General features: G+C 46.0%; 13 protein-coding genes. 4 read left to right on the forward strand and 9 right to left on the reverse strand.

From position 1 onward, the window contains the following. Positions 1–21 precede the first annotated feature (21 nt). Together QUB33_RS19570 and QUB33_RS19575 are read right to left on the reverse strand one after the other, a co-directional pair. Positions 22–603 carry a hypothetical protein gene (locus tag QUB33_RS19570; protein ID WP_333259581.1) on the reverse strand — a complete coding sequence of 194 codons (582 nt, stop codon included), beginning with the start codon at positions 601–603 and terminating at the stop codon, positions 22–24. A 41-nt stretch (positions 604–644) separates the two neighbouring features. After that, positions 645–818 (reverse strand): hypothetical protein, encoded by a 174-nt coding sequence (locus tag QUB33_RS19575; RefSeq protein WP_333352891.1) that lies wholly within the window; start codon positions 816–818, stop codon positions 645–647. Positions 819–972: 154 nt separating this feature from the next. Between QUB33_RS19575 and QUB33_RS19580 the strand changes: the two genes are divergently transcribed. Continuing rightward, on the forward strand, positions 973–1,287 hold the full coding sequence (locus QUB33_RS19580) for a zinc ribbon domain-containing protein (RefSeq protein ID WP_333352895.1): 315 nt from the start codon (positions 973–975) through the stop codon (positions 1,285–1,287). Between the two features lie 163 nt (positions 1,288–1,450). On the opposite strand, the gene QUB33_RS19585 is transcribed toward QUB33_RS19580, so the two are convergent. After that, complete coding sequence (locus QUB33_RS19585; RefSeq protein WP_333352899.1) at positions 1,451–2,302, reverse strand: DUF1232 domain-containing protein; 852 nt, start codon at positions 2,300–2,302, stop codon at positions 1,451–1,453. A 112-nt stretch (positions 2,303–2,414) separates the two neighbouring features. Here QUB33_RS19585 and QUB33_RS19590 point away from each other — a divergent pair, with 112 nt between their 5' ends. Further along, complete coding sequence (locus tag QUB33_RS19590) at positions 2,415–3,239, forward strand: NAD-dependent epimerase/dehydratase family protein (RefSeq protein WP_333352902.1); 825 nt, start codon at positions 2,415–2,417, stop codon at positions 3,237–3,239. Positions 3,240–3,356: 117 nt separating this feature from the next. Here the strand turns inward: QUB33_RS19590 and QUB33_RS19595 are convergent, their stop codons facing one another. The 5 genes from QUB33_RS19595 to sufB all read right to left on the reverse strand — a co-directional run bounded on the left by QUB33_RS19595 (position 3,357) and on the right by sufB (position 9,563). Next, entirely contained in the window at positions 3,357–4,118 is a 762-nt protein-coding gene (locus QUB33_RS19595) for a DUF4184 family protein (RefSeq protein WP_333352906.1), read from the reverse strand. A gap of 162 nt (positions 4,119–4,280) precedes the next feature. Continuing rightward, positions 4,281–5,543 carry a SufS family cysteine desulfurase gene (locus QUB33_RS19600; RefSeq protein WP_333352909.1) on the reverse strand — a complete coding sequence of 421 codons (1,263 nt, stop codon included), beginning with the start codon at positions 5,541–5,543 and terminating at the stop codon, positions 4,281–4,283. A gap of 166 nt (positions 5,544–5,709) precedes the next feature. Then, the gene (gene sufD / locus QUB33_RS19605) at positions 5,710–7,053 is read right to left on the reverse strand and encodes a Fe-S cluster assembly protein SufD (protein WP_333352912.1); all 1,344 of its coding nucleotides are present in this window, start codon (positions 7,051–7,053) and stop codon (positions 5,710–5,712) included. Further along, positions 7,050–7,841 carry a Fe-S cluster assembly ATPase SufC gene (gene sufC / locus QUB33_RS19610; protein WP_333177138.1) on the reverse strand — a complete coding sequence of 264 codons (792 nt, stop codon included), beginning with the start codon at positions 7,839–7,841 and terminating at the stop codon, positions 7,050–7,052. The genes sufD and sufC overlap by 4 nt, the downstream gene beginning before the upstream one ends. Before the next feature lie 282 nt (positions 7,842–8,123). Next, on the reverse strand, positions 8,124–9,563 hold the full coding sequence (gene sufB / locus QUB33_RS19615; protein ID WP_333051992.1) for a Fe-S cluster assembly protein SufB: 1,440 nt from the start codon (positions 9,561–9,563) through the stop codon (positions 8,124–8,126). Between the two features lie 186 nt (positions 9,564–9,749). Between sufB and sufR the strand changes: the two genes are divergently transcribed. Both sufR and QUB33_RS19625 read left to right on the forward strand, forming a co-directional pair. Beyond that, positions 9,750–10,448 carry an iron-sulfur cluster biosynthesis transcriptional regulator SufR gene (gene sufR / locus QUB33_RS19620; protein ID WP_333352916.1) on the forward strand — a complete coding sequence of 233 codons (699 nt, stop codon included), beginning with the start codon at positions 9,750–9,752 and terminating at the stop codon, positions 10,446–10,448. Between the two features lie 107 nt (positions 10,449–10,555). Then, a complete protein-coding gene (locus QUB33_RS19625) occupies positions 10,556–10,963 on the forward strand; it encodes a hypothetical protein (RefSeq protein WP_333352919.1) in 408 nt (135 codons plus the stop codon). 1 nt (position 10,964) lies between these two features. Here QUB33_RS19625 and QUB33_RS19630 read toward each other — a convergent pair. After that, positions 10,965–11,227: hypothetical protein (locus QUB33_RS19630; RefSeq protein WP_333352922.1), on the reverse strand; the 263-nt coding region annotated here is incomplete at its 5' end.

An 11,227-nucleotide genomic window follows, 5' to 3' on the forward strand; every position in this document is an offset into this window, starting at 1 on the left:
GTCTTTCAAAAAAATCGGCGACTAGCCGAGGCGGTGATGCTGTTCTAATTCTAAACTAGAGTCATCCTCTTTTTTGGGAACCAGAAGCGTATTTTCGCTGCTTGGTTGCAACACAGCTTTAATCACTTGGAGAAAACGGTTAGGCTTTTTAGTTTGACCGTTGAGAGTGCGGCGGTCTTTCACTTTTTGAGAAAGGTGTCGCATCACAGATAAATCGAGTTCATCTATGAAATGGTCTGCTATACGTTCTCCCATTAAATCTATAGCTTCAGCATACTGATCTGTTAGCGTTTCTATGGCATCGTATGCTTCGTCAGCAACTTGACTTGCTACTGTTTTATTTTGGTCGCCCGGTGTCTGGGAATGGCTGCGGCGCCGGTCTAAAAGACTTTGGTAGTCAGCAATGCTCATTCCCAAATTGTAAAGATGGTGGTGAGCGTGATCCATCAAATCTACTTCACTCGGATAGAAGAAACCGCGAGTGCTGTTAATGCCGTGCAGTTTTGCCCAACGCCGCAGATTTGTCTCATCTTGCAGTTGGTATCGCTCCAACATTTGAGCTGTGTTCAGCTCTACTTCTGGCGTAACTTTGAAATCGCTCATCGGTAAATCCTCGCTGGTGAGTAAATAAATAAAATTGAAACTTAGAATCTGTGATTGGCGTACAGTCTGAAAATGATGATCAATCCTGTGACGGCATTGAGGGAAGTCTTGCGGGCATTTGCTAGCCGTCGATCGTGCGATCGTTCGATCGAGTCAGAAGATTTCAGGGTATCGTACTTTTGAGCTTTGTCTCGATCGCATCCGGGAGCAAGCACACAGGGTTAATAATATAGCTGATTTATGGTTTCAACAACCGTTAAAAATAGTAAACTTTGATTGTTGGGCTTGAATTCTTAGTAATGTTGAGCTATAATATTCTCAATAACCGTGCAATTAGTAATTTTAGTAGTTGCAAACGAGATTCTTAATATGCCTGTATACGATTATTTGTGTCCCGAAAACAACCAGCAGTTAGAAGTTTGGCACAGCATGAACCTGGAAGTTTCGACTTGGGGTCAACTGTGCGAGTTGGCTAAGTGCGAACCCGGGGAGACTCCCGCAGATGCTCCGGTACGCCGGCTGCTGAGCGCTCCGAGGTTGATGAAGCCGACATCAGACACCGATTATAAAAATTCTGGTTTTAGCAAGTACGTGAAGCGGGATGAAGGGGTTTATGAAAATGTCACGGCTAAGGATGGTGAAAGCCGTATTGTCAATCGAGATGGCAAGGCGATTAAAGACTGAGAATCCACAATAATCAAGTTTTCAGTTGAGTGAATTACAGATATTGGGTAGGGACACGGCAGTACCGTGTCCTGTATTTTATCCGATTGACAACTGCTATATTATTCAGATTATATTATTCCGATGCAGACGGAAACAAAACGCTCCACCGGACATAATATTATTAGCCAAACCAATCTTTCATTTTTTGTTGGGCTTGTTTTTTAGTATCAGCATTAATGTATACTGACACAGTAGCTATTGCCGCAAGCAAGACTCCCAAATCGTCTGTAAATCCGATGCCGACTAATATATCGGGAATGGCATCAACAGGAGATATAAAATAGGTCAAAGCTCCAACTACAACTCCTTTTGCCCAAGCAGGCACGTTTGGGTTCTGAGCCGTATAGTAGAGAATCAAAGCTTTTTCAACTACTTCTCTTCCTGCGGTTAAAGCAAACTTTTTAAGTTTAGTCCAAAAACTTTCATCTGAATAGTTAATTTTGGGGTTGCTGAGGTTTGTTGTGGTTCCTTTCCGGTCGATCAAATCGAGAGGAATGCCCTTAGTTTTAAGCTGGGAAACAGCAGACTTGAAGGAGGCTGATGCCTGATTTTTATTAGGGGCGGCCTCCCGTATTTGTTTCATGTCTGCGATGAATTCCTGCATGGCTTGGATTTGCACTTCGGAAACCGCCAGCAGTTTTTTTGCCGATTGGATCGCCTCGGTTTCTCCGGGATGCAGCGTCTTATTGGCCCCAGCAATGTTTATTAAAAAATACATGACTCCCAAACGCAGCGATTCTTCTGACTGGCTGAGTGTTTGCAAACAGTCGCTGAGTGAAGGGGGACTGGCTGTGTAGGATTGGATTTGAGTTTTTGCAGAGTCAGAAAATTTGTCTAAATTTATGGTTTTAAACAACAAATCTAGTTCGTCAATATCAACGGAACCATCGGCGGCTGCGATCGCAAACAAAGAACCATAAAAAGCTAAAAGTTCGCTTTCTGAGGATGTGGCAAAAATATCTCTCTGGGACACGATGCTACTCCGATTGATAACGATGCTTTGCATTTTACCATAAAACTCAGCGCGCCATGATTGCAGAAATCGGCAATAATTTTAGAGAGCATGACACAATGGAGAATTTTTTATGAAAGTTGCGATCGTCGGCTGCGGCTATGTGGGTACTGCGACCGCCAAACATTTACGCGACAAATCTGATTGTACCGTGACGGCGACAACTACGACGGCGACGCGAGTAGTTGAGTTGGAGGATGTCGCGCAGCGGGTAGCCGTGCTCAAAGGAAATGACAAAGATGCGATCGCCTCTGTACTGCAAGAACAAGATGCTGTTATGCTGTGCGTCGGTGCCCGAAATCCTCATGCTTATCGGGAAAGTTATTTAGATACTGCGACAACTTTAGTATCGGTTTTACAGCAGATACCAACAGTAAAGCAGGTTATTTATACGGGTACTTATTCTGTGTATGGCGATCGCCAAGGTGAATTGGTAAATGAAGAATCACCCATCGCACCGGCTAATCCAAATGGTGAAATTCTCGCAGAAACAGAACGGATTTTATTAGCAGCATCTAGTCCCAATCTTCAAGTCTGCATTCTCCGTTTGGGAGGAATTTATGGGCCAGGGCGAGAATTAGTTAAAATCTTTGGAGGCTGGGCTGGGAGCATTCGTCCCGGCAGGGGAGAAGATGCTACTAATTGGGTGCATCGAGATGATATTGTTGGGGGGTTAACCTTTGCTTTGGAATATCGATTGCAGGGAATTTACAATTTAGTCGGGGATGTGTCGCTATCCAGTGGTGAATTGCTGGATCGCATTTTTGAAACTCACAATCTGCCTCAAGTTTCTTGGGATGGAAGTCCTAGCGTGCGGCCTTATAATGCGAGGGTGTCGAATCGAAAGATTAAGGCTGCTGGCTATCAATTTATCCATCCTGAAATTAGGGAGTTTTAGTTGGGCGATCGCTCTTTTTCTTTACCGCAGATGCAGGCGGATAGACGCGGATGAACGTGGATGAAGAAAGGGCGATCGCATTACTTGGCTTTGAGAATTATTCCTCTCACCCAACTTCTAGTTGGATGGCTGAAAACCTTTGAGCTTCCAGAATGCAGCCGAGTAGAACAAACAACCGAGAAATAACCCAGAAATAAAACCAATAATTGCTCTAACAACGATGCCTGAAAAACTTCCATCCTCAGCTAAGTGCAACTTTACAGCAATTAATGCCAAGATACAAGAAGTCAGCAAAATGCAGCCAGTTGCTAATAGTTGCCAGCGCACAGGCAGCGTTTCTTTACTTGGGCGAGGTTTAGTTTTGAGCAGCCACACCAAGAACAAAATCGACAAACCGCAGAGTCCGAATATGCCGCTTCCATATTGAAGTAATTTGTAAAGTGGCAGGGACATAATCTTAAATTGAAGAATTGGAAATCTGACGACAAACCACCCAGTGGAATGAGTGAAATCATCCCACAAAATATGACTGATGCCGCCGAGCGCGATCGATGCTATAATTATTAAAAATTGTGAGAATGGGAAGAGGGAAAATCGCCCCATAGGTGGCAGTCTATCGGCTACGTAAGAGGGAGCAAGTGCCCGTAGCGGATACTTTAAAACCCAGTGAAACACTAGCAAAAGAACTAGCGAACAGGGCAAACCTTCGATGAATACTCCTGGCAAACTGTGCCCGAGCGTTCTGACTGGTTTCAGGGCGATAAAATATTGCATATCGGGTATCATTGTCCCAATTGCCAGAGCTAACAGATCCAATTTTCGTTTAGATAGCAACCAGATGGGAACTGCTGCGATTGGATGTGCGAGTGTAAAAGGCATTCTGCTAAACTTAATGTTAAAAAAACATAGGTAGGACTTACGCACCGACTCTATTTGTAGGGTGCGCCCTGCACACCTTACTACTATAGATAGTGTAAAAATTTAAAACTTGTGTAAGTCCTAATATGGTAACTAAGGTGGGTAAATGCCCACCTCAGCAACTTATCCCATAATTCCAGCAAAAAAGTCGATCGTCTCTTTCAACGCTTTCACAAACACATCAATCTCCTCGCGAGTATTGTAAAAATACAAACTCGCCCGCGCCGTAGATGAAACGTTCAAATAGCGGTGCAAAGCTTGCGTGCAGTGATGCCCGGAACGAATCGCGACTCCCTCCTGATCTAACAAGGTAGACAAGTCTTGAGGGTGAATTTCTCCCGCAGTAAATGCCGCTAATGCAGCCCTACCTTCGCCGTTGCTGTCTGGCTGTGGCCCGTAAATTTTGATTTCGGGAATTTGCCGCAATTGTTGGAACATATAAGCAGTCAATTCAGCTTCGCAAGCGTGAATCTTATCCATGCCAATGTTACTAAGATAATCGACTGCTGCACCAAGCGCGATCGCCTCGCCGATTGCAGGCGTGCCGGCCTCAAATTTGTGCGGCAAATCGGCATAGGTGGAATAATCGAGAAACACGTCAGCAATCATCTCGCCGCCACCGAAAAAGGGAGGCATTTCTCTCAGCAAGTCAAGCTTACCATACAGAAAACCGATGCCAGTCGGAGCGCACATTTTGTGACCGGAAGCAACCAGCCAATCGCAATCTATTGCTTGCACGTCTACTATCATGTGCGGCACGCTTTGGCAAGCATCAATTAAAACTCTTGCGCCGAAACTGTGGGCAATTTTGCAGATTTCTTTGACTGGGCTGATGCAGCCCAAAGTATTAGAAACGTGAACGGTTGACACCAACTTAGTTTTATGGGAAATCAGCGTTTTAAACTGTTCCAAATCAAACTCGTTAGTTTCCGTTAACTCCACAAACTTCAGCACCGCACCGCTTCTTTGAGCCATCATTTGCCACGGAACGAGATTGCTGTGGTGTTCCATCACCGACAGGATAATTTCATCTCCGGCTTGCAGATTGCTCAAGCCCCAAGAATAAGCAACCAAATTAATCGCTTCGGTGGCGTTGCGAGTGTAAACAATTTCTTGTCGCGACGCCGCATTTACAAACGCAGCAACTTTGTCTCTAGCACCTTCGTAAGCATCAGTCGCTTTGGCACTGAGAGTGTGAGCGCCGCGGTGCACGTTTGCATTGTATTGTCCGTAGTAATCACGCCAAGCGTTGAGCACAGCTAGGGGTTTTTGAGAAGTAGCTGCATTGTCTAAATAAACTAGCGGTTTGCCGTTGACTTTTTCATTCAAAATAGGGAAGTCGCCACGAACTTTTGATGCAAGTGTTTTTTCTTGAATAAGTGTCATATTTTTTGAAGTTAGTGATTTGTCGTTGGGTGGGGGCGGGTTTAGAAAATTGTTGGTTTTAGGCAATTATTATTCGTGAAACCCGCCCCTACAGGCTGTTAAAAATGGTGCAAGATGTGGTAGGGACACAGCAGTGCTGTGTCCTCTGTATCCTCATTTGTATGAGTTATCCTTGGATAGCCACGCAGGTAGAAAGCATTTTCGCCACACCTACAATTGGCAACAGATTGAGAATTTCGGCGGCAAAAGCATCGATTAGCAAATAGCGGCTTCTTTCTAAATCCAAACCGCGACTTTGCAAGTAGAAAAGTTCATCATCTTCTAATTGACTGACAGTTGCACCGTGGGAACATTTAACGTTGTCGGCGACAATTTCCAACTGCGGTTTAGTGTCTACGCGAGCTCTCGGCGACAGCAACAAATTCCGGCTCAATTGTCCGGCATCTGTCAATTGTGCGGCTTTGCGAACGAAAACTTTGCCGTTAAATACAGCGCGAGCTTTGTTGCCGACAATGCACTTGTGCAATTGGCGACTTGTACCGTGGGGGTAATTAAAATCGATTAAACTGTGGGTGTCCGCTAACTGTTCCCCAAAGGCTACGCTTAAGCCGTTTAAAGTTGTTTCAGTGGCTTCGCCGCGCTGAAATACTTCTAAATTGTGTCGCGATATTTTGCCTCCCAAGCTGATAGCATGGCAAGTGTAACGGCTATTACGAGATTGTTCGATCGCACTTTTGCCGATATGAACAACCTCCCCACCTTCCCGCTGAAGCCGAACGTGATTCACAGTGGCGTTTTCGCCGACAATAACATCCGTTACAGCATTCGTAAATGCAGGGACATTACCGATAGTTGCGTAATCCTCAACCAGCGTCACATTGCTTCCAGCCTCAGCTATGACCAAGCAGTGCGGCTGGGACATCGTGGGAGATGCACCAGGCGCTGTCAGGAACAGCAAGTGAATCGGAAGGTCGATCGACATATTGGCCGGGACGAACACCACCGCAGAATCCGTCAAACCCGCAGTATTCAGCGCCGTAAACACCTCGGTTTGCTGTCTGTGCTTGCTCAAAACATCGCTGATGCGGCCTTGATATTTTTCGGGTACATTGGATAGATTACCTGCGTAAAAGTCGATAGGCAAATTGGGAAAAACCGACGACTCCACCGTTGACAAATCCGGCGCATAAAATCCGTTGACAAACACCAATCTTAATGGTAAATCTGCCTTGTTTTTCACTGGCATAATGATATCAGCCAGCTTAACTGTTGACTGATTGCTCTGGGGTATATGAAAAGGAATTTGCAACACCGCCGACAAATCAGTAAAGCGCCATTCTTCATCCTTCACCGTCGGAAAACTCGAAGAAAGCACGTATTGAGTCGCCGCATCCCGCAAATCCTGCAACCCGTAAGCAGAACTTTCGTTATTAGTTGCGCCCAACTTGCCGCACTGATTCACCAAATCAGTCAAAAACATTTCCCTACTAGCAACTTGCGTATTCATCATCGCGCGCCTACTCCTGCTGCTTCCTCTTCCACAACCCAGTCATAACCGCGCTCTTCCAATTCCAGCGCCAACTCTTTCGGGCCAGTCAAGATAATTCTGCCCGCTTCCATGACGTGAATAAAATCAGGAATAATGTAATTCAGCAACCGTTGATAGTGAGTAATCACCAACATCGAATTCTCAGCAGTTGACAACTGATTCACACCGCCGGCGACAATCTTGAGAGCATCGATATCCAAACCCGAATCAGTCTCGTCCAAAATAGCCAACCTCGGTTCCAACAGCGCCATTTGCAAAATTTCATTCCGCTTTTTCTCGCCACCGGAAAAACCCTCATTAACGCTGCGGCCTAAAAAAGAATCATTCATCTTGACAATATCCAGCTTGTCTTCGATTAAATCTTGGAAGTCAAAAGCATCCAATTCTTCCAAGCCGCGATGTTTGCGGTGAGAGTTATAAGCCACGCGCAAGAAATCTAGATTGCTAACGCCGGGAATTTCTAAAGGATATTGGAATGCAAGGAAAACGCCAGCCAAAGAGCGTTCTTCCGGCGGTAACTCCAGCAGGTTCTGCCCCAGAAAAGTAACTTCTCCACCCGTTACTGTATAAGCAGGATGGCCCGCTAATATCTTGGATAAAGTGCTTTTTCCCGATCCGTTCGGACCCATAATCGCGTGAATTTCACCCGATTTAATTTCCAGATTCAAACCCTTAAGGATTTGGGTATCTTCCACATTCGCAGTTAAATCGCGGACGGATAGCACCACTTGACTATTTTCTACAATCATCTATTTTTGTCCTTTTCCTCAATGCACTTTACAGTTTTTTCTTCTCGTTCCTAGGCTGTACCCATTGGTGAGAATTTAACGTTAAACCGATAGTCCGCCAGGGAATGAATTCCCTGTCTCAAAGCTAAAGTCCTCTGAAGAGGACTGAGAAGAAAATTTTTAAACTCATTAGTCCTGTTTAGAGGAGTTTAGCTATTAGCCAAGGAATTCATTTCCTGGCGGACGGGGAGCTTAAGTTGTCACCGATGGACTCGGCCGGGAAGGGTTTATCGACCGCGAAAATTATCCGACACTTCCTTCTAGCTTCAGACTCAACAGCTTATCAGCTTCCGCCGCAAATTCCATCGGTAACTGATTGAAAACATCTTTACAGAAACCGCTAATCATCATCGAAATAGCATTTTCTGCGGAAATTCCCCGCTGTGCGAAGAAGAACAATTGCTCTTCCCCAATCTTAGAAGTAGAAGCTTCGTGTTCGACTTTAGCAGTGTGGTTCTGCACTTGAATATAAGGGAAAGTATTCGCTTGAGCGTTATCCCCAATCAGCATCGAATCGCACTGAGAGTAATTGCGAGAGCCTTTAGCATTCGGCCCCATTTTTACCAAGCCGCGATAGCTGTTGGATGAATTTCCCGCCGAAATTCCCTTAGAAATAATCGTGCTGCGAGTATTTTTACCAACGTGGATCATTTTGGTGCCGGTGTCAGCTTGCTGTTTGTTGTTTGTCAGCGCTACCGAGTAAAATTCGCCTACCGAGTTGTCGCCGACTAACACGCAACTGGGATATTTCCAAGTAATCGCGGAACCGGTTTCTACCTGCGTCCAAGAAATCTTAGAATTGACTCCTTGACACAAACCGCGTTTCGTCACGAAGTTGTAAATACCGCCTTTGCCGTTGGCGTCGCCAGCGTACCAGTTTTGCACTGTGGAGTATTTGATGTCGGCATTGTCCATTGTTACCAATTCCACTACGGCGGCGTGCAGTTGATTGGTGTCAAACATCGGCGCGGTGCAGCCTTCTAGGTAAGACACAGAACTGTTTTCTTCGGCCACAATTAGTGTGCGCTCGAACTGGCCGGAATCTCCGTTGTTGATGCGGAAATAGGTTGACAATTCCATCGGGCATTTTACGCCTTTGGGAATGTAAACAAATGAACCGTCGCTGAATACGGCGGAGTTGAGGGCTGCGAAAAAGTTATCGCCGACTGGTACGACGCTGCCGAGATATTTTTCTATTAATTCGGGATAATCTTTGACGGCTTCTGAAATGGAACAGAAAATAACACCATCTTTGGCTAACTTTTCTCTAAATGTTGTGGCAATTGAAACGCTGTCGAAAACGGCATCGACGGCGACATTTCCCAGCCGTTTTTGTTCGGAGAGGGGAATGCCGAGTTTCTCGAAGGTTTCTAGGAGTGTCGGGTCTACTTCGTCCAAACTGTTGAGCTTTTTGGGCTTTTGTTTGGGGGCGGAATAGTAGATAATTTGTTGGTAGTCGATCGCGGGATAGTTGACGTGGGGCCAGGTGGGCTCGGTCATTGTCAACCACTTCCGGTATGCTTTGAGGCGGAATTGCAGCATGAATTCCGGTTCGTTTTTCTTGGCGGAAATCAGGCGGACTACATCTTCGCTTAAGCCGCGGGGGATGGTGTCTGACTCGATGTCGGTGACGAAACCGTATTTATAGGGCTGGTTGACTAGGGTTGTGACTGTAGAGCTCATTAATTTTGCGCTTTCGAGTGTTCTGGATAAGTCTCTCAAAGATGGCAGACGTGGAACTGTCCGGGGCCCGGCGAGTTCTGGGGGCTGCTCTGGGAAGTTAAACAACTGATTTGTTGCTTTAGTATATTTTAAGCTACATTAACAACAGTGATATTGTCAAAGTCAAATTAATAATTTTTTGTGAAGATGATGGAGACTACTCAGCAGACTTCCACGAAACAAGACATCCTGCAATATTTGCTCAAGGGGGGGCAGGGGACAGCTCTTGAGTTGGCAGAGTCTTTGGATATCAGTCCGCAGGCGATTCGCCGTCACTTGAAGGATTTGGAAGCGGAGGGGCTGATTCAGTATCAGTCGGTTCAGGCTGGGATGGGGCGGCCGCAGCACATTTATGAGCTTACCAGTCAGGGGCGCGATCGCTTCCCGAATCGTTACGGTGATTTTGCAGTCTCTTTCCTGGATACGTTGGCGGAAACCGTCGGCCGCGAGCAAGTGATTACTATCCTGCGAAAACAGTGGCAGCGCAAGGCTATGGACTACCGGCGGCTAGTGGGTGCAGGTTCGCTGGAAGAGCGGGTGACTAAGTTGGTGGAACTCCGCAGGGCTGAAGGTTATATGGCTGAGTGTTATCCTGTAGAATCTGTAGAGGTTGGGATGTGCGATCGCACTGGTTTGGGCGATCGATTTGTGTTGATGGAACACAACTGCGCGATTTCTAATGTTGCTGAAACTTTTCCGAGTGTGTGTGGCAATGAGTTGGAAATGTTTGCGGGGGTGTTGCCGGACTGTACTGTGGAGCGGACTCACTGGATTATTAATGGGGAACACCGCTGCGGTTATTTGATTGCAAGAAGGAAGGAAGAAGTTCGGCAACGGATTTTGTAACGGATTTAACGGATGTCACGCATGGAAGTTCGGCAACCGATGAGTATAACGGATGTCAGGGATTACCAATTACCGATTACCGATTAGGAATTACTAATTTTTAATATATGGAACCGCTAGCAGATTTTTTAAAGCCGGAAGAGTGTGCGGAAGTTGACATGGCGCTGCTGTCGTCGAAGGAAAAGTTTTCGGCGCGGGTGGCAATTTATGCTTTGAGGGTGCTCAAGCAAATTGCTGGGGAGACTGGTTTGCCGGTGGCTGAGGTGACTAATGGGCAGGTGATGGATTGGATTAAGAATGATGAGACTATTAAAGGGTCGATCGAACTTGATGCGAGTTTTGAAAACTTTTTTACAAATTTGGTGGTTGCGTCTTTGCGACCTTTGAGGCAAATTGCAGCAGAAGCCGAGATCGGGATCGAACAATTAACAGTTAAGCAGGTGGTGGCGTGGTTTGTGAAGGACGGGAAGATTCGCAGAGAACAGGGAACTGATGCGGCGTTTTTGGACTTGTGAGTTAAAGGTCGATCGGCCGCACCCCCAAACTCGGCGTCAAACCCCGATAATTCCAGCGGTTTCGGGCGCTCAAAAAAAACTTTTGACAAAGGGGTTGACAGCCTGGGGAAAACTTGATAAGGTAATTAAGTCGAGCGAAAGAGATGCAGCGCATCAAACTGAACGCAGACACAGGATTAAAAGTTTCCAAAGCTTTCCTGGTGCTTATGATGTAATGGAACCACTCCGATCCATCCCGAACTCGGTTGTTAAACGTTGCTATGG

The organism is Microcoleus sp. B3-A4 (assembly GCF_036705385.1).
Taxonomy (GTDB): Bacteria; Cyanobacteriota; Cyanobacteriia; order Cyanobacteriales; family Microcoleaceae; genus Microcoleus.

Bases quoted from the DNA above. Each gene is read 5' to 3' on its own strand.
- QUB33_RS19570 (WP_333259581.1), bottom strand. From the start codon at position 603: ATGAGCGATTTCAAAGTTACGCCAGAAGTAGAGCTGAACACAGCTCAA.
- QUB33_RS19580 (WP_333352895.1), top strand. From the start codon at position 973: ATGCCTGTATACGATTATTTGTGTCCCGAAAACAACCAGCAGTTAGAA.
- QUB33_RS19590 (WP_333352902.1), top strand. From the start codon at position 2,415: ATGAAAGTTGCGATCGTCGGCTGCGGCTATGTGGGTACTGCGACCGCC.
- QUB33_RS19595 (WP_333352906.1), bottom strand. From the start codon at position 4,118: ATGCCTTTTACACTCGCACATCCAATCGCAGCAGTTCCCATCTGGTTG.
- QUB33_RS19600 (WP_333352909.1), bottom strand. From the start codon at position 5,543: ATGACACTTATTCAAGAAAAAACACTTGCATCAAAAGTTCGTGGCGAC.
- sufD (WP_333352912.1), bottom strand. From the start codon at position 7,053: ATGATGAATACGCAAGTTGCTAGTAGGGAAATGTTTTTGACTGATTTG.
- sufC (WP_333177138.1), bottom strand. From the start codon at position 7,841: ATGATTGTAGAAAATAGTCAAGTGGTGCTATCCGTCCGCGATTTAACT.
- sufB (WP_333051992.1), bottom strand. From the start codon at position 9,563: ATGAGCTCTACAGTCACAACCCTAGTCAACCAGCCCTATAAATACGGT.
- sufR (WP_333352916.1), top strand. From the start codon at position 9,750: ATGATGGAGACTACTCAGCAGACTTCCACGAAACAAGACATCCTGCAA.
- QUB33_RS19625 (WP_333352919.1), top strand. From the start codon at position 10,556: ATGGAACCGCTAGCAGATTTTTTAAAGCCGGAAGAGTGTGCGGAAGTT.